The sequence below is a fragment of the Mammaliicoccus sp. C-M13 genome, from assembly GCF_022386845.1.
Classification (GTDB): domain Bacteria; phylum Bacillota; class Bacilli; order Staphylococcales; family Staphylococcaceae; genus Mammaliicoccus; species Mammaliicoccus lentus.
This window is the reverse complement of record NZ_JAJNHQ010000008.1, coordinates 37169-61679: the sequence shown is the minus strand read 5'-3', so window position 1 is coordinate 61679 and position 24511 is coordinate 37169. Positions and strand designations below refer to the sequence as shown.

Sequence of the window (24511 nt, the reverse complement as noted above, 5' to 3'; positions counted from 1 at the left end):
AATTATACCTACTTTCTACCTATAAATGCAAGCATTCTTCCAGTATTTCCTTGTTCTACTCTATAGGAAAAGAACTTATCTGTTTCACTAGCTGTACAATGATTTGTCTTAACGATATGTTCTGGTTTTACACCATAAAATATAGCTAACAATTCATTTGCTCTTTTTAAATCTATACCATGTTTATTCTGACCTCTATTTTCAATATATAAAGATGAATCAATTGGTAAAGACTTAAATTTATTGTAAATATCATCGTTAATTTCATAACTATTTGAAGTTGAAGGACCGATAACAATTCTAAGGTTCTCAATATCACCTTTATAGTTTTCAATCATCTCTTTAATGATTTGCGATTGAGTTCCTCTCCAACCTGCATGACAAAGTCCGACATACTCGCTATTCGTATCATACAAATAAATTGGTACGCAATCAGCAAAACACATTGTCAGTAAAATATTTGATTCATAAGTGTATAATCCATCTAATCCATATAACTCATTAGTAAGCTCTGATATATTTTTACCTCTATCTGATGATTTAACTTCTTGAATTTTATTTTCATGAGTTTGGATTGGAAACACCCATGAACCACACGAGAAGCCAATCTCATCAGCTAATATTCTTTGGTGTTTTGTAATATTCTCTGGATTATCATCTATATAACGCGCCATGTTAAAAGCATTATTTGGGTAAGGACTGTGACCATCAGTTCTTGTTGTGATTCCAATTGTTAAATCAAGTCTTTCTTGAACATTATATGATAAGTGGTGATTTTGCTGACTAAATATTTCTTCCATGTTATCTCTCCTAATAAAAAAAGTCATCAGGACATATGCCTGATGACTTTTAAAGTTCATTTATCGTCTAGAGCGTCTAGAACGTCTATCTTCTCTATTTCGAATGAAACTTGGAATATCACTATCATCAGTTGATTCATTTGCAGCAGGTTTACTTTCAAATGAAGCTTTTCTATCTAGTGACTCTCCTTCATCTCTTTTTGAAGGTGCTTCTGTAGTTCCACCAAATGCTCCGCCACCTTGAGGTTTGCGCGCACTAGAAGGTTTATCATTAAAACCTGTTGCAATTACTGTAACGACTAATTCGTCTTGTAATTCAGGATTAATAACTGTACCAAATATCATGTTAACATCTTCGTCAGCAGCATCTTGAACGATATCAGCAGCTTCTTGTGCTTCGAATAGAGATAGTGATTCTCCACCCGTAATGTTCATAAGGACACCTTGAGCGCCTACGATAGATGTTTCTAATAATGGAGAAGAAATTGCTTTCTTAGCCGCTTCAATTGCTCTATTTTCACCAGAAGAAACACCGATACCCATTAATGCTGAACCTTGGTTAGACATAATCGTTTTTACGTCTGCAAAGTCTAAGTTTACTTCACCAGAAACAGCGATTAAATCAGAGATACCTTGTACACCTTGACGTAATACATTGTCTGCTTCTTTGAAAGCTTCCATCATAGGTGTAGATTTATCTACAATATCTAATAAACGATCGTTAGGAATAACGATTAAAGTGTCTACTGAAGCTTTCATAGATTCTACTCCAGCTGCAGCTTGTGTTTGACGTTTGCGACCTTCAAAGCTAAATGGACGAGTAACAACACCAACTGTTAATGCACCCATTTCTTTAGCAATTTTAGCAACAACTGGTGCAGCACCTGTACCAGTTCCGCCACCCATACCTGCAGTTACGAATACCATATCTGCACCTTGAATAGCATCTTCTATTTGTTCACGAGATTCTTCAGCAGCTTTTTTACCAATTTCTGGGTTAGCACCTGCTCCTAAACCACGAGTTAATTTTTCACCAATTTGAATTTTTGATGACGCTTTAGATAAGTTTAACGCTTGACCATCTGTGTTAATAGAAATAAATTCTACATTATTCATACCATGGTCTATCATACGGTTTACAGCGTTGTTACCGCCGCCACCAACACCAATTACTTTTAAAGTAGCTAAATGATTAAATCCTTGCTCAAATTCTAACATTTATTATCCTCCTAATCTTTATGACCCATCAATCAAATAACGATTTCATTAATTTCTTGAATACACTTGGCTTCTCTTCTTGACTATCCGAATCATAATCAGCTTCGGAGTGATTGTCGTTACCAGAACTTGAAGCTTTTGTATCATTATTTTTGTCTTTGTTTTGTTTTTTCTTAAACCATTGTTCATAAGGTTTTGCTTTAGATTCTTGATTTACTTCATCATAAGTTTCTTCTTCAATTGTATCCGCATCATAATTATTCATTGTAACATAATCTAGTAGCTCATCAAAGACAATTCCACTAGATATGGTAGAGATACTTGACGTAAATTCTGGTTTGCGAATTCCCATTTGAGATGGTGTGTGTATACGTACTTTTTCGTTCACCATATCTTGTAATAATTCTTTAATTCCTAATAGATTTGAAGTACCGCCAGTTACGATAAATCCACCGTTAACGTTTGTAATACCCATATCTTGTAATAAATCAAAAACATCGAAGAAAATTTCTTCCATTCTTGATTCAATAATTTCACTTAATTCTTTTTGAGTAAATTGTGCGTGACCTTCTTCATTGATTTGCTCAACACTGAAAACATCTTGATCAGATGCTGAGTCATAGAATGAATGACCATATTGTTGTTTGATTTTTTCAGCGTTGTCATATGTAGTATTTAATGCTTTAGCAATATCTGTTGTAATGCTTCTTCCTGCCATTTCAATTGTATCCGCATCAACAAGATTGCCTCGTTCATAGAAACCTACTTGAGTTAAATCTTCACCTATATCAATGACACAAGCGCCTAACTCAACTTCTGTTGGCGATAAGATTGACTGATAATTATAAGCATCTGAGAATACTTCTAATACATCTACACCACATGATTCTACACATTTAATTATATTGATTAAAAGTGATTTAGATGTTGCAATCACACCAGCTTCAACCTTCAATGATTGTGTAGCAACCATTTCTTTAGGGTCTGAAACTTCATGCAAATCATCTACTATGAATTTCATTGGGAATACCCCAACAACTTCGGTTTCAGGTACGTCATTCAATCCTCTTATGCCTTCTAAGACAGATTCTATGTGAGCACCATCAATCTCTGTTTCTGTTCCTTCAAATGGTATTTCATATTTTTCATCATATATTTCCGTATTTACGATAGGCATTTTTAAGAAAACTTCTTTAATGTCTACTCCAGAAGCAATCGCCGCTTTTTTGATTGTATCTTTAATTGCTTGCTTAGCAATATCAAAATCATCTATACAACCATTTCTTATTCCATTTGTAAACGTTTGCCCTGTACCTATCACGTTAATGCCATTATGAAATTTTTCTCCTACAATTACTTTTACACTCGATGAACCTATATCTAAACTAATATAATAATGTTCCTCCATCGATAGGCACCTCCTCTAAGACATGATAATCTAATTTACACTATTCTTAGTTTACATGATTGATGTTTTAATGTGAACTAATAATAGGTTTATTTGTTGAATTTTTAGTTAATCTGATGATTTTTCTGTTAATTTTGGTTCTTCATCAGATTTTTCTAGTTCTTTTGATAAATCTTGTAATGCTTGATCTAACTTTTGTTGCTCAGATTTTGTATTTTCTTCTTGTTCACTTTCTTTATTTGCACGCTCTTTTTGTTGTTCTTTAGATTCATATGGTAAGAATGTAGCACCGACTTGTAAATCAACAAAACCTGGTGTTTTTAATTCTCCAGTATTATCTCTCTCTAATTTATCAGATATGCTAGGATAATAGTTAATTTTATTTGCAAAAGTTTGAATATCTCCAACAACTTCTACATTATCTGTCATAAACATTTGGATTCTATTTTGATTATTTTCACCTGGTTTATAATTAATTTCTGAAATCATTGATTTTACTTTAGGTTTTACTTTCTTTAACTCTGGTACAATTTTGTTTAATTTTTTAGAAGTGAAGTCATTTAATATCGGAACATCGATTGGTAAATCTGTTGATAATTTTTTGATAGTAGAACCGTTTTCCAATAGTGGTTCATACCCTTTTTTATTTTTGATTAAGCCTATTGTTTCATATTCTTTAACATTTACGATTAAATCATTAGGAAAACGACGCTTTATTTCAACATTTTTAATACCTTCGATTTTTTCAATCTTAGATTTCATTTCGCTCATTGGCAAATTATAAATTCTAGAATCAGATTTTATATTTAATGCTTTTTCGATATCTTTTTTAGCAACAAGCTTTTCACCATTAATTTCTACTTTATCTACTTTACTGATATCCGTAAACATATATAAAACTACTAACAAGACAAGGAGTATAACACCAATGAATACGCCTAATTGAATTTGTCGTCTACGCTTTCTTTTTGTTTTTAGACTTTTAAGGTGTTTATCTTCTGTAGCCGTTTCAAATTGTAAAATATCTTCATTTTTATCAGAACTCTTACTCACTGTTGTCACTCCTTATAACCATTTTTCTAGAATGAAGGTAAATGTTTTTGGAAACTCTCAATAAATTCATCTCCACGTGCTTCAAATGTATCGTATTGATCCCAACTTGCGCATGCGGGAGATAATAATACAACATCATTAGATTGAATATGATCTTGTATTAAATCAACAGCACCTTTAACATCTTTAGCTTCTAGTACTTCTTTACCTTGACTTGCACCTAAAGTTTTTAATTTACCTTTTGTTTCACCAAAAGTGACCATTAATCTAACTTTATCCATATAAGGAATTAAATCGTCGAAATCATTACCTCTATCTAATCCCCCACATAACCAAATAATTGGTGAATTAAATGAGCTTAACGCAAATCTTGTTGCTAATGTATTTGTAGCTTTCGAATCATTGTAATATTTATTACCTCTGTTTGTTCCTATGTACTGTAGTCTATGTTTTATCCCAGAGAATGTAGTAAGGGTATGAACTATAGACTTGATATCTACTCCGGATATAATAGAAGCGAGAACTGCTACTAATACATTTTCTAAATTATGCTTACCAGGTAATACGATGTCATTCGTGTTAATAATACGCACACCATTATATACTACATAATCGTCTTTGATGTATATCCCGTTTACCTCTTGTTCTGTTGAAAAATATAAAATCTTTGATTTAATTTCATCTTTGTCAATAAGATGTCTTTGTTCATAATTAAATATTAGATAATCATCTTCAGTTTGATTTTTAAATATATTCTTTTTAGCATTTTGATACTCTTCTAATGAACCATGATAATCTAAGTGAGCTGAATAAATATTTGTAACAATTGCAATATGAGGCCTGTATTCAACCGTTCCTAGAAGTTGGAATGACGATAACTCAGTAATTAGGTAATCATCTTTCGTCACATCTTGTGCTACTTTCGATGCTACAACACCTATATTGCCCGATACTTGGCCTTTCACTTTGCTGTTTCCAAACATATCACCAATTAGTGAAGTAACTGTAGTTTTCCCGTTTGTTCCTGTGATACCAATTATAGGCGCTTCAGAAATATAATAACTTAACTCAATTTCCGTTATGATTTTTAAATTTTTATTTAATGCCTCTTGTAATAAAGGGATTTTATATGGGATACCTGGGTTTTTAACGATTAATGGATTATTATCCAATAAACTCAGTGGATGTTCACCACTAATAACTTTAATCCCATCATTTACAAGCTCCAATGCATGTGGATTGTTCGTTAAATCTTGTCCATCATTTACTATAACGTTTGCACCTAGTTTCTTACAAAGCTTAGCACTTTCATATCCACTTTTTGCTAACCCTAAAATCAAGACGTTCTTATCTTTCAATCCAGTATATGGCTTCACTTTACATCACTCCAATCCATAGACCTATAGCCCCTGTAATGATACCAGTAGCCCAAAATACTAATACAACTTTCCATTCACTCCAACCTACTAATTCAAAATGATGGTGCAATGGACTCATTTTAAATATTCTTTTCCCAGTAAGTTTATACGAAGTTACTTGTAGCATTACAGATAAAGTTTCAATAACGAATACAAAACCGATCAATAATAAAGTAATTTCTTGATTTAACATAATAGAAATAGTTGCAAAGATACCGCCTAATGCCAAGCTACCTGTGTCACCCATAAATACTTTTGCTGGATACTTATTATAAATTAAGAATCCAATTAAACTAGCTAACATCACTAAACAGAATAACCCTATTTCTGGTTTATCTAAAACAAATGACAATATTGCATAAAATGCAAATGCTATAACAGATAACCCAGTCGATAAGCCATCTAATCCATCAGTTAAGTTAACAGCATTACTAAATCCTACTTGCCAAAATATAATAAACACGATATAGAATACTGATAACGGTAATGACCAATCAGTAAACGGTATATTAATCGCTGACTCAAATTGATAATTTGGTAACGCAACACTGACAATATAAAATATTACAGCTATTGCAATTTGAGCTAAAAACTTCTGTTTACTCGTTAAGCCTTGGTTATTTTTTTTAACGACAATTATATAATCGTCTATAAAACCAATCAGTCCAAAACCTATTGTGACAAATAATAATAAAATTAGTGGTCCGATTTGGTCAGCGAAAAATAATGCAATAACCGTCACTACAATGGTAGAAAGTAAAAATGTCAATCCGCCCATTGTTGGTGTGCCTGTTTTTTTCATATGACTTTGAGGACCCTCTTCTCTTATACTCTGCCCAAACTTAAGTTTTTTAAGTGTGGGGATAAGTATTGGTACAAGAATCAAAGTCAATAAAAACGCAATGACAGGTAGCGTAAAATTCATAATAGTTCACCTTTTCTTTTGTTTATTTATCAGGAATCATCTGATTCTTTAGAATCATTCGATTTCTCTTCTTTTTTATCTTTATTATCTTTCTCTTTATCTTCTTTATCTTCTTTATCTTTTTCACTTGTATCTTCTTCTGGTACTTGTCCTATTGAATCATCTCCATTTGGATGATTATTAGACAACGTAAATTTAACTTCAGTGCCTGATTTAATTTTTTGATTTTCATCTACTGATTGTTCTTTAACATAACCAGAACCTTCTGTTTCAGCTTTAATACCAGTCGCTTCTTGAAGTTTTAATATATCACGTTTTGTCCATTTTTCAGTATTAGGCATTGTTAGTTCGCCATCTGTCACAAGTAATACTCTTTCTTTATCTTGTACGCTTTTATCTTTTAGTGGTAATTGTTTTATTATTTTTTCTCCATTACCGATAACGACAGGTTCTAATTTCTTACCTTTTACAATGTCTGTAGCCTTTTTAGTTTCCATATTAACAACATCTGGAACTTTCGAAGAGTCATTTTTCTCTTTTCCTTCACTTTCTTCTACATCTAAATATTTCAATGTATTCTCCATTATTGGATTAAAGCCACGAGAAACACCATATTCATAAGCTTCTAAGTCTCGTTTCTTAGCTAGTGACATACCTGCATAAACTACTACTTCTGGATCTTTAGCTGGTGCATACCCCATAAAACTTACAAAGTAAGGATTAGCCCCATCTACGTATCCGCCACCTTTAGTGTCAGGAACTTGTGCAGTACCTGTCTTACCAGCAACACGATATCCATCAATTTTGTAATTGGTTGCATTACTGTCTTTACTATTTACCACTTTATCCAATTCAGTCATCGTTTTCTGAGCTGTATCTTTTGAAATTGGATTACCTACTACTTTTTTCTTACCTTCTTTAATCGTTTCTTTAGTTTGTTGATTTTTTATTGATTGAACATAATATGGTTGTAACATATTACCTTGATTTAAAATCGCAGTTTCTGCCTGTAACATTTGAATTGGCGTTACAGTTGTAGATTGTCCAAACGAAGATGTTTTTCTTTGAAGTTCATTATCAAATGCAATGTTACCAGGAGCTTCGCTATCGAATAAACTTCCTGTTTTCTTACCAAAACCGAATTTTTCATAATAAGTTTTCGCTTTATCTGCACCAACTAAATCTTGTAATTTCATCATTAAAGTGTTTGCTGAATATGTGAATCCAGTTGTCATAGGTATATTACCCCAGCCATCATCGTTCCAGTCATAAATTTTAAATCCGTCAATTTCTCTATGACCTGTTTTGAATTTTTTATTAGGTTCGAATTTGCCTTCTTCAATTGCAGCAGCTAGTCCGTACGTTTTAAATGTCGAACCAGGTTCATATGTATTTTGATATAAATCATTCGCCCATTTTTTACCAAAGTCTTCTTTTGTATCTGGATTAAATGTCGGTCGTTGACTATAGCCTAATATTTCACCTGATTTAGCATCCATAACAACTGCAAATAAATCTTCTGGTTCATAACGATCAACCATTTTATCTAATGCATTCTCAACAAATACTTGGATATTCGAATCTAATGTTAGATGTACATCGTCACCATTTTTAGCTTCAATATTATCTTCTGAGTTTGGTACTAACATGCCCCAAATATCTTGTTTATAAGAATTTTTACCTGTCTTACCTTTTAGATAACTATCAAAGACTTTTTCAGCACCATATACACCTGTTAACTTATTAGTTTCCTGATCTTTATCAGCTAATCCTATAAGATGGGATGCAAAATTTCCATTTGGATAAAATCGTTTCTTTTCGGTTTCAAAAGTAATACCTGGAAGTTTTAATTTCTCAATATCTGTTTTTTGCTTATAAGTTAAATCTTTTCCTTTTTGACCAAATTCAACTTGGAAAGCATTTTTAGTTTTCAACCTTTTTAATACATCTTTTTCATCCATTTTTAAGATTTTCGAAAGTTCTTTTGCTGTTTTCTCTTTATCTTTTACGTGCCTCGGTTTATCACTATCTTTACTCATTTTTTTATCTAGAATAGCGACCAATTTATAACTATCCGTGTCTTCTGCTAACACTTTTCCATTTCTGTCATAAATTTTACCTCTTTCAGGTTGAGCAACTGTTTGTCTTAAATATTTTTCACTTGCTCTATATGCTAAATCCTCTCCAGCAGCTTGTCCGCTGATCATGAGGTAGGAATATCTTAAGACCAATATAAAAAAGAGCAGTCCGAAAAAACTTACTAAGAGGACTGCTCCTATTTTATTTTTCTTTATTTTAATTTTTGGCATCACTACGCACTACCTTTACATTGTTGTTATTCAACTTAAGACCATAGTCTTCAGCTTTTTCGTAGATACGTTCATATGATGACTGCTTCATAGATTCTGTTTTCAAATCACCATTAGTAGTTTTTTGCTCTTCAATTTTATTATCTAATTCTGCAATTTGAGTTTTATTATTGTACGCATCCATTTTTAAAGATAGCATATAAATACTTATCAACGCAATCATAGTTATTAGTGTTATGTATACAAACTTTTCTATCCTTGATATGCCAACTACTTTACTTTTGGTAACTTTTTTTCTTTGCGGTTCGACTTGTGGCTCTTGCCACTCGTCAGGTCTATAATTTGGATATATTCTCTCTACTGCCATTCAATTGCCACTCCTCTAACTACTTTAAGATTTCTGCTACTCTTAGCTTCGCACTTCTTGCTCGGTTATTTTCTTCAAGTTCCTCGTCATCAGAAATAATAGGCTTTCTGTTAACTCTTTTGAGTTTAGGTTGGTATTCCTCAGGTACAACTGGTAATCCTCTTGGGACATCCGGCCCTTTTTCATACTCTTGAAATACTTGTTTACACAAACGATCTTCTAAAGAATGGAAAGTGATAACGGAAATCCTCCCACCAACTTTGACATGTTGTATAGCTGCTTCAATAGATTCTTCAAAGGCTCCTAGCTCATCGTTCACTGCAATTCTCACAGCTTGAAACACTCTTTTAGCTGGGTGTCCGCCTTTTCTACGCTTAGCAGCCGGGATTCCTTCTTTTATCAAATCCACTAGTTCGAAAGTCGTTTCTATAGGAGCATTTTCTCGTCTTGCTTCAATCTTTCTAGCTATTTGTTTAGAGAACTTCTCTTCACCATATCTAAAAAATGTTTTAACAAGTTGCTCATACGGCCATTCGTTTATCACTTCATATGCAGATAGTGATTGAGTTTGGTCCATTCTCATATCAAGCTTTGCATCATAATGATAACTAAAACCTCTTTCAGGAGTATCAAGTTGCGGACTTGAAACGCCCAAGTCATAAAGCACACCATCTACTTTGCTTATATCTAATGATTCTAATATATGTTCTAAATTTCTAAAGTTGTCTTGTACAAAGGTTACTTTATGGATATGATCCTTCAAAATATTTTTAGCATGTTGAATAGCCGTCTCATCTTGATCGATTGCAATTAGATGACCATCATCATTCAATTGTTCGGCTAGGTATAAACTATGCCCAGCTCCACCTAATGTACAATCTACGTATGTACCATCGGGTTTTATGTCTAATTTGTCTACTGTTTCTCTTAATAGTACTGATACGTGATGAAACATTTACTCCACTCCTAAAAATCAATATCGATGAGATCTTCTGCAATGTCCTCAAAATTGTCTTCAGATTCATCATAAAAATCATTCCAAGTGTTTCTATCCCAGATTTCAATTCTGTTAGAAACACCAATTACTGTACATTCTTTACTTAAATTTGCATATGTTCTTAAATTCTGCGGGATGTTAATACGTCCTTGTTTGTCTAATTCAACTTCAACAGCACCTGAGAAAAACATTCTCATAAATTTACGTGCATCTTTTTTTGTAATAGGTAAGTTTTTTAATTTTTCTTCGATGCGTGCCCACTCTTCAAGTGTATAACCAAACAGACATTTATCTAGGCCTCTAGTGATAATAAAACGTTCATTCAAATCATATCTAAATTTCGAAGGTACAATCATACGTCCTTTAGTATCTAATTGATGTTGATATTCACCCATGAACATTTTATTTCACCTCACCTTATTTATAATTTACCACATTCCCCCACAATCCTCCACTATTTATACAAGTTTTCTCAAAATTTGTACAATACATAAAAAAAACACCGAATTTACAAGTCTGTAAATTCGGTGTAACCGTTGATATTTCTATACTTCTATTGTTATATGTTCGAAAGTGTAACAAAGTGGTGGATAGGTGGAGGGACTGAACACATCTGTCCCAAATTGATTCATAATTTGTACCGGATTCCACACTCTTTCTTGCAAACCTTGGTGAGGGTGTAACGTATTTTCTATTATTTCAAAATGTCTCATACTAATTTCGTTTTCTCTTTCAACATTCAGTAAATATCGATCTAATAAGTACTGATACTGATGTTGATGAATTTTGTTGTTTTTTTCTATTAATTGTCTATTTTGATATTCATCACCAATTTCATCAATTAATTTATGGTGGAATGATGTTTGTATATCTTTCATTTTTTCAATTTCTCTTAATACTTCATCAGATGCTTGAGCACGTATAAACTTATCTTTATCACTTTGTACGCCCTCTATTAAAATATCATTTATATCTAGTTCATATGATTCTATAACTTTTTTCGCTTCTTGAGTTAAATAACTTATACGCATTCTAGGTGTTACAATTGGCATTTCAATATTTAATACGTTGAATACACCTTTTAACTCTCCCCAATAGATTATTTCGCTTGGACCACCAATAAAGCTTAAAGTATTAAATAAATATTCTTCCATAAGAGGTCTTGTTACCACATTATTAGAAAATCTCTCTGGGTAATTATCTATTAGTTGTAGCAATTCATCTTCACTAAATACAACCTCAGAATCCTTACTTAAATAAAAAGCATTTTTATCCGCCATTATTAATTGACGTTTGTCATTATACTCATAGAATAAATGTACATTCGTATCAGTCAAAATCATGCGATTTTTGATAACTTCTGCAAAATTATTTTGCGTTGTTCTGAAGGCTTCATCAACTTGTTTATAATTATTTATAATTTGTTTGAAGAATGGTTTTTCCATTTCTCTTAATCTTGGGTGATGAGCATCAATCACTAATAAACCGTATTCTTTAAAAATTTCATGTGTTAAATATTTAAACATATCACTCCATGAATGAGCATTCTTTACTATTTGAGTGATTAACGATTTTAAATCTTTTGAATGTTTTGTTTCTCCAATAGATTTAAACATATCATCTAAAGCTTTCAATATAAGCTCTTCGTCAAATACATATTCAGAAACACTTTTTTCTGGTGGTTCTACAGTATTATATTTGATTTTATTTAACTGTCTTGTTATACGGTCATACGCGTATGTATGATTCACTTCATCAAAATCATGATCTTCCCCAGCAATCCAAAATACTGGTATGATAGGTTGATTTAATTTTTGACTTTGCTCTTTAGCTAAAATAATGATAGAAATGATTTTATGAAATGTATAAAGTGGTCCTGTAAACAACCCCGCCTGTTGACCACCAATTACAACTTTATGACCTTTACTTAAATTTTGAATATTAGTTTCTTGAGCTTTTGATAAAGTTAAATCAGACATATAATTTCTTATAACATGTGCTAATATTTCTTCTCTACCATTAGCAGATGTCTCGCTTCGTCTAACGAATTCATCTTGTAAGCCTGGCTTATAATCATAAAAATTCAGTATTTCTTCACTTTGATTAGTGTATCTATCTATGAAACTATTTTGCTTATCAATTAACGTCTTTATACAGTCCATACGTGTCTTTCTCCTTCAGAATTGATTACTATAATAAGTATAAAGATTATAGCTAAATAAAACAATCTAACGGCTTATAATTTAAAATTTGTTATAAATGAAGTATAATTAAGAAAAGAGCAAGGGGGATTATCATGGCAAAAGTAGAACATTTACAAATTAATTACAAAACAGAAGAAGCATTTGAACAATTCCGAAACTTCGGTAACGAAGGTTTATATATGGTAGAAGAACTAAAAGGCAAAATTATAGATGCAAGTTCAGATTCACCATTTTTCGGCATTTATGTTGGGGATAAATTAGTAGCTCGAATGTGCTTATTCAAGCAAGATGAAGTTGAGAAGACTTATTTCCCTAACTTTAGTGATTATTTAATTTTATGGAAACTAGAAGTGTTAAAAGATTATCAAGACAGAGGTTACGGATTGCAATTATTAGACTATGCTAAAAGCTATGGCCTACCGATTAAATGTATTGCACGTAACCAATCTAAAGATTTCTTTGTAAATCATGGATTTAAAGATATCGAGCAACAAAATCAATCTGGAGAAGACGTTGTAATTTGGACTCCTTAAATAAAAAACAGTCTGGAATATAATTCCTAACTTAAAATAAATAGCATCTCATTTCACTGATTTATTCAATTAGAAATGAGATGCTATTTTGTTATAGTCGTCAATTAAAATTTAGATATAACGTGTTTAGTTAAAATTTCTTTCGTCTTAGAGGCGACACCCTCTTATTGTGTTAATACGTACGATATAACATAAGCTGTTATCAATAAAAATGCGATTATATGTGTCTTCTTAAACATGACCAACAAAGCCATGAATTCTCTAACATACGTGTTAGGATAAAAGTATGTCTTTGAAACACCACCTGAAACAGTAGCATCAATCTTTAATTGCTTTGATAAAAATCCAGCTCTCAATATATGAAAATAATTCGAAACAATAATCGCAAACGGATTTACTTCATATTTTTTCATAATATCATAAGAATATATAAGGTTCTCTTTAGTATTTGTAGATTTTTCTTCCATAATAATATCTTTATTTGATACCCCTTGACTCAACAAATATTTACGCATAGCTTCTGCTTCACTTACAATTTCGTCTGGTCCTTGGCCTCCACTTACTATAAACACCGCATCTAAATTTTTCTTTTTTATTTTAATTGCTTTATCTAATCTTGCTTGAAGTAATGGCGTTACTTTGTCTTCTATAATGCCTGCTCCTAAAACGATAATGAAATGACTTTTTCTTTTTCTTGATAACCCACTTACGATCCAAGCATAAAGATTTTGAAATATGAAGATAATGTTTAAGTAATAGAATATTAGTGATACGTATACAATCCACACACCTTCATAAAATTTTAAAATTGAATCTGGCTTAAAACTAATGATTAAGAAATTAATAAGAATAAAAACACCATAACCTAAAACAAGCATATTATTAACAAATTTACCTTCATTCGCAATTTTCTTTTTGGTATTGAGAAGTGACAATAGCATAACTACAATAATTAATACACCATAAAACATATTAAGAATTAATAAGTAATTCACATTCATATTTAATTCAAAACTTGGGATGATTATGTTTACAAATATACTGATTAAAACCGACATAAAAATAATAGCTAGAAAATAAACATTTTTATATTGGCGAAATTCTATTTTAAAACTCAATAAAAATATTATTAAAAAAACAATACCCACTGTCATTATGCTCACCCCTTCCCATTACTCATAACAATAAAAGTATATCATCATAATGAAAAATATTCATAAAATAAAGAATAAAATCATTTTATTAATTATCAGAATATTCAAATAACGTATTGTATTAGGTCAATGTAGCTGATATACTATTCAACATTACATAAACTTTTTAGGAGGCAATAACAATGAATGATGAATCGAATAATAAATTTTCCGAATATATGATCAACATGTCGTATCACTCAGATATAGGTTGGTCAAAACCTGTAATAAGACCTTATGCCCCCATAACAATTTCACCTAGCGCGCAATGTTTACATTACGGTCAAACAGTTTTCGAAGATATGATAGCCTTTAATGATAAAAATAACTTCTCCATTTTCAAACCATATAATCACTTAAATAAATTCAATCATTCTTTAACAAGATTAGAAATGCCCACCATTCCAGTAGAACCTGTGATTAATACCCTAATCCAATTACTCAATGTTGATAGCTCTATAAACATTAATGAAGAAAACTCAATATACATACGTCCCTTTATGTACGCTACAGAAAGTAAATTAGGTGTAAGTAAATCTGAAGAATATAATTTCAATATTATAGTTTCAACTATTCCAAAACAATCAGATCAATCGTTACCAAACGCTATTTCATTATATGTGGAACAAGAACTTGTAAAATCAATAAGAGGAGACGCAGGTTACACACAATTTGGAGGCAGCTTTGCTTCACAATTTTTAGCACAAAAGCAAGCTCAAGAAAAAGGATATGATAACGTACTATGGTTAGACGGTATAGAAAAGAAATATATAGAAGAAGTTAGTAACAAAAACATCTTTTTCGTAATCAATAATGAAATTGTAACTCCAAAATTAAATGGGAGTATTAAACCAGGAATTATGCGCCAAACTATAATCAAACTCGCTAATAACCTCGGATATCAAGTATCAGAAAAAGAAATAGCTATAGAAGATATCGTATTAGCAAATGACAAAGGTATATTAAGCGAAGCCTTTTGCACAGATACATTAAATGCAATTACGCCTGTAAATAGAATTTCACACTTAAATAATGAGATAATACTTAATAGCAATCAAAAATCACGCATTACTCAACAATTATATAAAGCATATAAGGACATACAAACAGGCAAAGCAGAAGATATATTTAATTGGACATTAGATGTAAAGCAATTAAACGAAGTTGAAGCTTAAAATATATAAATCTTATGCAAAATAAAAATCCCAATCCGTTACATTAACTACAAAGCGGATTGGGATTTTTATTCTGTTTTGAATGTGCATATGACTATAATTTATTTGGCCTTTGTCTCTTTATGTTCTTAGCTTGTAAAGCATCTGTCACTTTAGATTGAATAATCATAGAATTATTTGGATTTTAAATAGCGTCTATAATTGTTTTTTCCTATAAAGGTTAATGATGTTTTTGCATATAGTATATTAATTTATGAACTTTCATCTCATCACCAACCAAACCACTCCTTTAATAAAAATATAGCTAGCTTACTCTAGTTTATAAATTGTAATATGTAACCTTAATGTAAAAATATTACCTTTTACTCATTTAGTTATAGTTTTACAATATTGTTAAGGTAATTATATACAATTAAAGCTCAAATTATTATGCAATATCTGATAATTTTCCAAGTAATTATTTTCTATCAAGGAAAATAAATTCAAATATAATAACCATAATGAGAAAATATCTTTTACTAGACATAGTACTACTGGTGCTAGTATTGGAGAAGATATATGCGTAAACGGATATTCAATGTAGCCTATATTAATAGAGATAGTTATACTTTTTTTAAGAAGAACATCAGAAATTAGAAATTGCCTTATTACAATTGTTATTTATGACGGCACTATCTAGATTAAAAAATGTGTATGAACTGCTAATTGGTTTAATCACCTGCAATTAGATTTATATTATAGAAAGTAATCCATTAAAGGTGTTTTAATATATAATTTCTAATAAGAAAGGGAGTTTTACATGGGAAGTTTTATTTTTACAGTTTTATGGTTTTTTATTTCAATTGCTTTTCTAACAATGTTTATCATCACCATTGTTAGAATTGTTAAAAAAGGAAATATTAAAGTTCCTTTAATTAGTTCAATAGTTTTATTTCTAGTAGGCTTCGCTTGTTTTGTTGGTATTTTTGTTGCATTACCAGTAAGTGATGATTATACAGTTAGCAAAAATGATACAGAAACAATAGACAAAGCTAAAAATACTACTAATAAGAATTCTGAATCTAAACCTACGGAACAGTCTACTGAAGAAAAATCTACTGTAGAACCTTCAACTGAAGAAGTTAAAACGGAAGAAAAAACTACTGTAGAATCTTCAACTAAAGAAAGTTTAACAGGAGAAAAAGAAGATAATAAACCTAATAGAGAGCAAAAAGCAGCTTTGAATAGTGCTAAATCATATTCTGAATATCTAAATATGTCAAAAGAAGGTATCTTTGAACAATTAACTTCAAAAGCTGGTGATAAATACCCAGAAGATATTGCTAGATATGCAGTGGAAAATTTAAAAGCTGATTATAAAAAAAATGCTTTAGAGTCTGCCAAAAGCTACATCAACATAATGGATATGTCTAATGAAGAATTATACGATCAATTAACATCAAGTGCTGGTGATAAATTCACACCAGAAGAAGCTCAATACGCTATCGATAACTTGGATAAATAAGTAAGTACCTCACCTAACACGTGAGGTTTTTTAGTAAGGAGTGTAAATATGAAAGTTACTAAACATGGGGAAAAATCAATATAATTTCAGCTTTTGAGGGAAAAAGATACAGAAAACTTTGTTTTGAATCACCCAAAGATGCTAAATATCATGGGAAAAACATTTACTAGAATTGATACAAGGTTTTATATGAGTAATATTATGTTAAAAATCTTACTCGATCAAATTATCAGAACCTTATTAATCTATTCGCAAATTCGCATACTAAAGAAACTATAAGAAAACTTAATGAATATATTAAATCTAGTTTTGATGATGCTGTATTTGATGGACTTATGAAAAAGAATGTTTTTCGCAAAATAACATTCAATGTTAGAAACACTCAGAAAAATGAAAATGTATTATATATTTAGATATGGATTGTATTATGGAGATAGCTTGAAAATAAAAAAGACCAAACGTCAGTAACAGTTTACTTCTATTACACTCTGTAGATATGCACTTTTTCTATGTATATGATAACGTAAAAAATCACCGCCCTTATCACTGGGTAGTTTACATAGTATCAAAACAAGAAGAAATTCGTTTACACTCGTTTCAAAAACACAAAAATTAAGGGGATAAAAAATGAATATCGAACAAAAGCTTTTCGAAGACGCTAAAGCACTAATAAAAAAAAGATATCCAAAAGGATGGGGAGGTGCAGCAGCAATGTATTCAAAAAATGGTAAAATATACACTTCAGTTGCCCCAGAAATCATAAACGCCTCTAGTGCATTATGTATTGAAACAGGTTCAATCATAGAAGCACATAAATACCAAGACATCATAACTCACTCAATTTGCGTTGTTAGAGATGACGAAAAGAGTGAATTTAAAATACTTACGCCATGCGGGACATGTCAAGAAAGATTATTATATTGGGGTAATCAAATAAAAGTCGGTGTAACTAACGAAAATCAAGAAGTTAAATATAAAAAATTAGAAGAATTACAACCTAACCATTGGACAAAAGCCTATGATGATATAGATTTTGTCGAGTAATAAATCATAATTACTTTATTCCAATTGATTTATTGACGTTGAGTATTCTAATTATTTTAGTGTAGTTCCGGAGCAATTACGTTAGTAAACAGTAATTCACTATAAACAAAAAATTCCGTTACATCTTCGTTTTTAGTAACGAGATGTAACGGAATTTACTTATTAGCGTCCTGAGAGGGATTCCTCAAATGCCACAACACCAATGTTTATGCGTGTTTGGTGTAGTGCTGGTGTAGTAGATTAATTTATCTTTCCTTTACAAAACAGAACACTTGTTCGTATAATGTTTATGAGGTGATTATATGAAAGTCATTAACCATGATATGCCAGAACCATATAAATACGAAACAGATTATAGAAAGATACCAAGAGAATATCTTAATCCACGTATACCACACGGACGTGGAATGATAAAATGGGCACCATTTGCGACTATGCCACAACAATATGAAGAAATTAATCAACACATACGTGATCAAGATAAAATTGAGAAACCAGAATTAAGCGAATCAGCCCTAGCCGATTTAAACCATGTATTGTTAGAAAAGATGTTTTATAATCCAGTTTCTACTATAAAATACTGGAATAATGGATATATTAAAGAATTGAAGTGTGAGATACACAAATTTGATAAGATGATGAACTCATTGCAGGTTATTAATTATGAAGATAAAGGCATTATGTACTTAGATATGGATTGTATTCTGGAGATAGAGTGAAAATAAAAAAGAGGCAACCGTCGCAACAGTTAACCTCAAGTACACTCCGCAGATGTGTACCTTTACTATGTATATTATAGCATAAAAAAACTACCCAGTGACATGTATGGGTGTTTTATATAGCATCAAGACGATAAGAAACTCGTTTCAAAAAACAAAAAATTTCATTATTTTTATCCAAACAATGAATCCAAAATAGAAGATGTGAAAAATAATAAAAATCGAATAACATAAAATATAATTGTTACGGCAACAACAAATAATATAAAAATTAACAATGTTTTTACAGGATTACGTAAAATAATAATAAAAATTAATATAATAAATGCTATTCCTATTAAAATTAATGTACTCAAAAACATTATATAAAATTTCTCCTTTCTAAAAATATTGCTTTATTGATTCAGTATAATTATCCTATCCTTAATTATCTGAATTATAGCACAAAAAAAGACCCTAGCCTATTTTGGAAAGCTAGGGTTTCATAATATAGTATGTTTCATGTTCTCACTCCTTTTATTTGGTACAATTAAATTAATTTGTTATGAAAGTGTGGTGAGAATTTATGGGTGGTTATTATACAAATGCTACAATCTGTCTAAATGGTCATGTTTCTTCATCAAGTAACGCTAACTATAGAAAATTTTGTAAAGAATGTGGTGAGTATACAATTTCAAATTGTTCAAACTGTCAGTCAGCGATACAAGGTTATTATTATGTACCTGGATTTTTGGACGCCTATGATTATGATGTCCCTAATTACTGTCACGAATGTGGTAATGCATATCCTTGGACAGAAAAGATTTTAAATAATGCTATTGAATTAGTTTCGTTAGATGAACAGTTATCAGAAGAGCACAGATCAATAATCAAAAATGCAATTCCAGATCTTATAATTGATTCTCCAACTACACCTGTTGCCCAAGCAAAATACAAAAAATATATGTCTCAAGCAACTGATTATGTTCAAGAAAGTGCTAGAAATTTACTAATTGATGTAGTTAGTGAAACTGTAAAAAAATCATTATTTAATTAAACTTATATCTACATTTTGAACAATAATTAGCTGATTTTAATGATTTTGAAGAACAACTTGGACATTTTTTTGATTTAAAGTAAAATATTAATATTTTAACAACACTCTTAATCTCCTCCGCCAAGATGATGATTAGGAGTGTTATTTTTATTAGTTTTAACTTTCTCATCCTACTTCCCCTCCACTTCTTTTAATTTTTCGTCCTCAATCATGTTGAAGAATGAATCCCATACGTGATAGATAAGGAATGTTGCCATTACTGTTAGCAGTCCAGCTAAGAAGATATTGTCGAATATCCATATTGCGATTAGTGCTATGACAAACTCACTCATCAGAGTTGCTGTGTATCTCATTTGGTCGCCTCCATCTCAAATATTTCTTTGAAATTATCTTCTAAGAACTTTCGCATTTCAGAACCTACGAAACGATACTGATCATTATTGTTTATTGGATAATGTGCGAACTTTTCAATTTCTTTTCTGAATTTAGGTACTTTTAAAATATTATCTTTGACCCAATTTCTAGTACGACCTGTTTCATTCATTAAATCTTCCATGCTCCACCAAGTTTTTGTGTACATTGGTTATTCACCTACCTTATTTCTCATTTTTGAGAAATTATTGTTAAAAAAATATTCATCCATACTAATTCTAAGAACAGAACAAATAGCACTTGCTTCTTCAATCGTAAAATCACTTTTATTTCTATTGATTTTCTGACTAAATCTAGAGGGCTTCATTCCTATCATATTAGCTACTTCAGCATGCTTGATACCTTTTTTGGTTAAGTAAACCTTTAAATTAATATATCGGGTATCTTTCATTTCTTAACTCACCACCTTGTTTTTATTTCCCATTTATGAGATTAAACATTGAATGATAAAGCATAAAAAAAGCCAAGTCAACAATTAAATTTCATTTTTGAGAAAAAAGTTTGTAAATTATGTTGGATTTTTGGGAACAAACTTATATAATAAGTTTGTAAATAACAAACAAGGAGCAAATAAAAATGACAAACTTCCCAGAAAATTTAAGCAGATTAAGAAAATCATACGGCCTGACTCTTACGGAACTAGCGAATAGATTAAATAATAAGTATGATATCAAATTCTCAAAAGCTTCAATCGATAGATGGGAAAAAGGTACAACTAGTCCTTCGATGTCACATGCAAGTGCTCTAGCTGATTACTTTGAAGTAACATTAGATCAATTAAGCGGAAGAGATAAAATAGAAATAAAAAGACCGAACACTATGGCATCACATCTTGAGGGAGAACTAGATGAGGAAGACGTTGAATACATCTTAGGACTGATTGAGCGTCTTAAAAAAGAAAATAAAGGGGATTGATATTTTTGAATCGCTACGAAAATTTAATGAGCAATCATGATGATTTATTAATATTCGAAACTGATAAAATGCCAAATAGTCACAAAGGTTTTTATTCTGATGGCGTGGTATTAATTGATGATAGATTAAATCCGAGAAAAAAGACTGAAGTTTTAGCTGAGGAAATAGCTCATCATAAAATTACTTATGGTGATATTTTAGATGATAAATCTATATATAAAAGAAAATTCGAGTTAAAAGCCCGTCGATGTGGTTATGAGTTATTAATCACATTAGACGGTATTATTTCAGCTTATAAAAATGGCGTACACAATCTATATGAACTTGCAAATTATTTTGAAGTTACAGAATCGTACGTAATTGAAACACTAAAACATTATAAAATGAAGTTTGGTTTATCCACCTATCATAAAGGTTGCGTTATTAAATTCGAACCTTTACAGGTGTTTGAATATATAAATTTTAATTAAGAAAGGAAGTTTTTTTATGGGAAGTGTTATTTTTGGGTTACTATGGTTTTTGATTTCAATTGCATTCATAACAATGTTTATTATCACCATTGTTAGAATTGCTAAAAAAGGAAAAATCGTCATTCCTTTAATTAGTTCAATAGTTTTATTTATAATAGGTTTAGTTTGTTTCATAGGTATATTTGTAGCTATACCAGAAAGTGATGACTATAGTGTTAGCGAAAATGATACAGAAACAACAGATAGTGTAGATGATGTTTCAGAAGATGAAAATGAAGATGAAAAAGTAGTAAATGAAAAGAAAACTCTAAAATTGGGTGAAACATTAACTGTAGGAAAAGTTGATGTAACTGTTGAGAAAGCTGAATTTGTTCAACCAGATGATGAATATTCTACTCCAGACAATGACAGTATTTTAAAAGTGTATTATAAGTTTAAAAATAATAGTGAAGATCAAGTTTTTGTTACTGATTCAGACTTTACATTAACTGTTGATGGAGAAACTCAGAATGAATTTTATTTAATGGATGACTTGAATAGTGGCTTTGATCATCAATTAAATAAAAAAAACACTGGTAGTGGTTACCTTTATTATGATGTGCCGAATGCCGATGAATATAAAGTAGAAATGGACTTTATGCCATTTTTAACTACTTACAAAGCTGATTGGTCAATTGAAAAGTCTGATATTCAATAAATTCTAACCTCACATCTTGTGAGGTTTTATCAAATAAAAACGCCTAACTAAGTTAGACGTTGAAGGTTGATGATTTAAACGAAGACGAAATGAAAAAGTATTAGAATATGTGAAATTTTTAAAATCACAACAGAAATAAGGTTATCTGCCTAAAAAGGCTTTAACATATATAATTATTATGAAAAGGAGAATGTGTTATGGAAGATATGAATCAAAAACCAAAGAAAAAGAAAGGTCTACTTTGGGGACTGTTAGGTTGTTTGGGTGGTATTATTATCGTAATAATAGCTATTGTTGTTATTGTGTCCGTATTCTTCAGCAGTGTTGACGAAGAGTTAAACGGGACTAAGGAAGAAAAAGACGAAATAGCTGATACTGCAAGTAAAACACATGAGGTTGGAGATACTGTAAAAGCTGGAGGAGTTGAAGTCACTTTAACTAGTGTAGAAGAAGCTGGGGAAACTGGAGAAATAGGTACGCCACCAGAAAACGGGAAAGCATTAAAAGTTAGTTATAAATTTAAAAACAATAATGATGACCAAATTTTAATGGACTCAAGTGATTTTACTATAAATGTTGACGGTGAAACATATTCAGAATGGTTTGGTACAGATGATACTAATGCTGATTTCAGTCATCAAATTAACAAAGGTAATACTGCAAGTGGTTATGTATATTACGATGTACCTGAATCTGACGAGTATATGGTAGAAATGGATGCAAATCCTGGTCTAAAAAATATTAAAGCTAAATGGAAAATTAATAAAGATGACATTCAATAACTTTTAACCTCACCTAACACGTGAGGTTTTATTATAAGGAGGTGTAATTATGAAAAAGATACCAAAGCTAAAACAAAAGGTTCGAGTATTTAACAAATATGGTGAACAGATAGATCCAGCTACTTATCCTGTACCAGACCATATTAAGGAAGCAGTACAAGTTGTACTAAGAAAGGGTGGCGTGAAATGACAGTAACAAAAAGAAAAGAACGTGGTACATGGCAATATGCTTTTGGTCACGAAGGCAAAACATATAGAAAGAGTGGCTTTACAACTAAACGTGAAGCAGTAGAAGCTGAAACAAAGGCTAAGAATGATTTACTAGATGGTTTTCAATTTGACAATAACGTAACTTTGCACAAGTATTTCAAAGAATGGGCTGAAACTTACAAGGAACCAAATGTGAGTAAAAAAACGTATGTATCATACACAACAATAATGAACCATTTAGAGAATGCTACTATTGGTAGAACACCTTTAAAAGATATTACTAAAGTAAAATATCAAAAATTTATAAATGAATTCGCTAAAACACATACAGATGAATCAGTTAGAAAATTGAATGGGAAAATAAGAAGTTCAATAGATGATGCTATATATGAAGGAATACTTAAAAAGAACTTCACATATAAAATAAAATATGTTGGTAAAAATCAATCACAACATGAAGATGATAAATTTATTACTTTAAAACAATATTCAGATCTAAAGAAAGAATTGAAAACAAAATATACTGATTCATCATTAGTACTATTTATTATGGTTGTTACTGGTTGTAGAATTTCCGGCGCTATCAATCTGAAATATGATTATATAGATAGATTCAAAAGAACGATTTATATCAATGAACAGAAAACAACTACATCACCTAGAACAGTAGAAGTATCAAAAAAAGATATGGACCATATATATAAAGTATTGGAACATAGACCAGCTACAATGGACGGTTATGTATTCAGTAATGGTATAAGTACTAATGCAGTAAACAAGGCTTTAAAAGGCTATTGTGAGCGATTAGGTATTAAACAAATTACAACACATGCTATAAGGCACACTCACTGCTCTTATTTGTTATCCAAAGACGTATCTATACATTATATTTCTAAAAGGTTAGGCCATAAAAATATAAAAGTAACATTAGAAGTGTATTCCCACCTACTAGAAGAAAGTTTTGAAGAAGAGAACAAAAAGGCAGTAGAAGCCTTAAAAGTTTTATAGCTTGGTGTAGTTCTGGTGTAGTTCTGGTGTAGTTACCGAATATAACGGGGGATATCCATATATATAGAAATCCCGTCATATCAACGTTTATAGA

General features: G+C 30.9%; 27 protein-coding genes and 1 pseudogene. 12 read left to right on the top strand and 16 right to left on the bottom strand.

Features of this window, described 5'->3' with window-relative positions:
- Window positions 1-8: 8 nt before the first annotated feature.
- The 11 genes from pgeF to bshC all read right to left on the bottom strand — a co-directional run bounded on the left by pgeF (window position 9) and on the right by bshC (window position 12657).
- Window positions 9-800, bottom strand: coding sequence for a peptidoglycan editing factor PgeF (gene pgeF, locus LQ615_RS07730; protein WP_239703865.1), 792 nt, complete (start codon window positions 798-800; stop codon window positions 9-11).
- Between the two features lie 60 nt (window positions 801-860).
- Window positions 861-2018, bottom strand: coding sequence for a cell division protein FtsZ (gene ftsZ, locus LQ615_RS07725; RefSeq protein WP_017000549.1), 1158 nt, complete (start codon window positions 2016-2018; stop codon window positions 861-863).
- Between the two features lie 28 nt (window positions 2019-2046).
- Window positions 2047-3426 (bottom strand): cell division protein FtsA, encoded by a 1380-nt coding sequence (ftsA, locus tag LQ615_RS07720; RefSeq protein WP_017000548.1) that lies wholly within the window; start codon window positions 3424-3426, stop codon window positions 2047-2049.
- A gap of 108 nt (window positions 3427-3534) precedes the next feature.
- The gene (locus tag LQ615_RS07715) at window positions 3535-4479 is read right to left on the bottom strand and encodes a cell division protein FtsQ/DivIB (protein WP_239703866.1); all 945 of its coding nucleotides are present in this window, start codon (window positions 4477-4479) and stop codon (window positions 3535-3537) included.
- A 26-nt stretch (window positions 4480-4505) separates the two neighbouring features.
- Window positions 4506-5855, bottom strand: a complete 1350-nt coding sequence (gene murD, locus LQ615_RS07710; RefSeq protein ID WP_064204074.1) for a UDP-N-acetylmuramoyl-L-alanine--D-glutamate ligase — start codon at window positions 5853-5855, stop codon at window positions 4506-4508.
- A 1-nt stretch (window position 5856) separates the two neighbouring features.
- Window positions 5857-6822 (bottom strand): phospho-N-acetylmuramoyl-pentapeptide-transferase, encoded by a 966-nt coding sequence (gene mraY, locus LQ615_RS07705; protein ID WP_017000545.1) that lies wholly within the window; start codon window positions 6820-6822, stop codon window positions 5857-5859.
- Window positions 6823-6851: 29 nt separating this feature from the next.
- Entirely contained in the window at window positions 6852-9131 is a 2280-nt protein-coding gene (locus LQ615_RS07700) for a penicillin-binding protein (protein ID WP_017000544.1), read from the bottom strand.
- Window positions 9118-9498, bottom strand: coding sequence for a cell division protein FtsL (ftsL, locus tag LQ615_RS07695; RefSeq protein WP_064204076.1), 381 nt, complete (start codon window positions 9496-9498; stop codon window positions 9118-9120). The genes LQ615_RS07700 and ftsL overlap by 14 nt, the downstream gene beginning before the upstream one ends.
- Window positions 9499-9517: 19 nt before the next feature.
- Complete coding sequence (gene rsmH / locus LQ615_RS07690) at window positions 9518-10453, bottom strand: 16S rRNA (cytosine(1402)-N(4))-methyltransferase RsmH (protein WP_017000541.1); 936 nt, start codon at window positions 10451-10453, stop codon at window positions 9518-9520.
- Between the two features lie 11 nt (window positions 10454-10464).
- A complete protein-coding gene (mraZ, locus tag LQ615_RS07685; RefSeq protein WP_017000540.1) occupies window positions 10465-10896 on the bottom strand; it encodes a division/cell wall cluster transcriptional repressor MraZ in 432 nt (143 codons plus the stop codon).
- Between the two features lie 144 nt (window positions 10897-11040).
- Window positions 11041-12657, bottom strand: a complete 1617-nt coding sequence (gene bshC / locus LQ615_RS07680; protein WP_103268809.1) for a bacillithiol biosynthesis cysteine-adding enzyme BshC — start codon at window positions 12655-12657, stop codon at window positions 11041-11043.
- Window positions 12658-12791: 134 nt separating this feature from the next.
- Here bshC and LQ615_RS07675 point away from each other — a divergent pair, with 134 nt between their 5' ends.
- Window positions 12792-13232, top strand: coding sequence for an N-acetyltransferase (locus LQ615_RS07675; protein WP_017000538.1), 441 nt, complete (start codon window positions 12792-12794; stop codon window positions 13230-13232).
- Window positions 13233-13396: 164 nt separating this feature from the next.
- Here LQ615_RS07675 and LQ615_RS07670 read toward each other — a convergent pair whose 3' ends face one another.
- Complete coding sequence (locus tag LQ615_RS07670) at window positions 13397-14386, bottom strand: YdcF family protein (protein WP_103268810.1); 990 nt, start codon at window positions 14384-14386, stop codon at window positions 13397-13399.
- Between the two features lie 182 nt (window positions 14387-14568).
- Here LQ615_RS07670 and ilvE point away from each other — a divergent pair, with 182 nt between their 5' ends.
- Window positions 14569-15600, top strand: coding sequence for a branched-chain-amino-acid transaminase (gene ilvE, locus LQ615_RS07665; protein WP_239703867.1), 1032 nt, complete (start codon window positions 14569-14571; stop codon window positions 15598-15600).
- Window positions 15601-15700: 100 nt separating this feature from the next.
- On the opposite strand, the pseudogene LQ615_RS13530 reads toward ilvE, so the two are convergent.
- Window positions 15701-15784: pseudogene (locus LQ615_RS13530) on the bottom strand (hypothetical protein); the annotation flags it as partial.
- A 615-nt stretch (window positions 15785-16399) separates the two neighbouring features.
- Between LQ615_RS13530 and LQ615_RS07660 the strand changes: the two are divergent.
- From LQ615_RS07660 to LQ615_RS07645, 4 genes are all read left to right on the top strand, one after another.
- The gene (locus tag LQ615_RS07660; RefSeq protein WP_239703868.1) at window positions 16400-17104 is read left to right on the top strand and encodes an Ltp family lipoprotein; all 705 of its coding nucleotides are present in this window, start codon (window positions 16400-16402) and stop codon (window positions 17102-17104) included.
- Between the two features lie 627 nt (window positions 17105-17731).
- Window positions 17732-18148, top strand: coding sequence for a cytidine deaminase (locus tag LQ615_RS07655; protein WP_103268813.1), 417 nt, complete (start codon window positions 17732-17734; stop codon window positions 18146-18148).
- Between the two features lie 302 nt (window positions 18149-18450).
- A complete protein-coding gene (locus LQ615_RS07650) occupies window positions 18451-18867 on the top strand; it encodes a YolD-like family protein (RefSeq protein ID WP_239703869.1) in 417 nt (138 codons plus the stop codon).
- Between the two features lie 565 nt (window positions 18868-19432).
- Window positions 19433-19903 carry a DUF2321 domain-containing protein gene (locus tag LQ615_RS07645; RefSeq protein WP_239703870.1) on the top strand — a complete coding sequence of 157 codons (471 nt, stop codon included), beginning with the start codon at window positions 19433-19435 and terminating at the stop codon, window positions 19901-19903.
- A gap of 170 nt (window positions 19904-20073) precedes the next feature.
- On the opposite strand, the gene LQ615_RS07640 is transcribed toward LQ615_RS07645, so the two are convergent.
- The 3 genes from LQ615_RS07640 to LQ615_RS07630 are packed head-to-tail and all read right to left on the bottom strand — an operon-like array spanning window position 20074 to window position 20726.
- Entirely contained in the window at window positions 20074-20256 is a 183-nt protein-coding gene (locus LQ615_RS07640) for a hypothetical protein (protein WP_135020787.1), read from the bottom strand.
- Window positions 20253-20483: a DUF771 domain-containing protein gene (locus LQ615_RS07635; protein WP_135020785.1), complete on the bottom strand. Its 231-nt coding sequence runs from the start codon at window positions 20481-20483 to the stop codon at window positions 20253-20255. The genes LQ615_RS07640 and LQ615_RS07635 overlap by 4 nt, the downstream gene beginning before the upstream one ends.
- 3 nt (window positions 20484-20486) lie before the next feature.
- Window positions 20487-20726: a helix-turn-helix domain-containing protein gene (locus LQ615_RS07630; protein WP_239703871.1), complete on the bottom strand. Its 240-nt coding sequence runs from the start codon at window positions 20724-20726 to the stop codon at window positions 20487-20489.
- Window positions 20727-20911: 185 nt separating this feature from the next.
- Between LQ615_RS07630 and LQ615_RS07625 the strand changes: the two genes are divergently transcribed.
- From LQ615_RS07625 to LQ615_RS07600, 6 genes are all read left to right on the top strand, one after another.
- Complete coding sequence (locus LQ615_RS07625) at window positions 20912-21250, top strand: helix-turn-helix domain-containing protein (protein ID WP_239703872.1); 339 nt, start codon at window positions 20912-20914, stop codon at window positions 21248-21250.
- A 5-nt stretch (window positions 21251-21255) separates the two neighbouring features.
- Window positions 21256-21720, top strand: coding sequence for an ImmA/IrrE family metallo-endopeptidase (locus tag LQ615_RS07620; RefSeq protein ID WP_239703873.1), 465 nt, complete (start codon window positions 21256-21258; stop codon window positions 21718-21720).
- A 16-nt stretch (window positions 21721-21736) separates the two neighbouring features.
- The gene (locus tag LQ615_RS07615) at window positions 21737-22417 is read left to right on the top strand and encodes a DUF4352 domain-containing protein (protein WP_239703874.1); all 681 of its coding nucleotides are present in this window, start codon (window positions 21737-21739) and stop codon (window positions 22415-22417) included.
- A 197-nt stretch (window positions 22418-22614) separates the two neighbouring features.
- Window positions 22615-23199: a DUF4352 domain-containing protein gene (locus LQ615_RS07610; protein WP_239703875.1), complete on the top strand. Its 585-nt coding sequence runs from the start codon at window positions 22615-22617 to the stop codon at window positions 23197-23199.
- A 49-nt stretch (window positions 23200-23248) separates the two neighbouring features.
- Entirely contained in the window at window positions 23249-23389 is a 141-nt protein-coding gene (locus LQ615_RS07605) for a hypothetical protein (RefSeq protein ID WP_239703876.1), read from the top strand.
- A complete protein-coding gene (locus tag LQ615_RS07600) occupies window positions 23386-24417 on the top strand; it encodes a tyrosine-type recombinase/integrase (RefSeq protein ID WP_239703877.1) in 1032 nt (343 codons plus the stop codon). Before LQ615_RS07605 ends, LQ615_RS07600 begins: the two co-directional genes overlap by 4 nt.
- The last annotated feature ends 94 nt before the right edge of the window (window positions 24418-24511 follow it).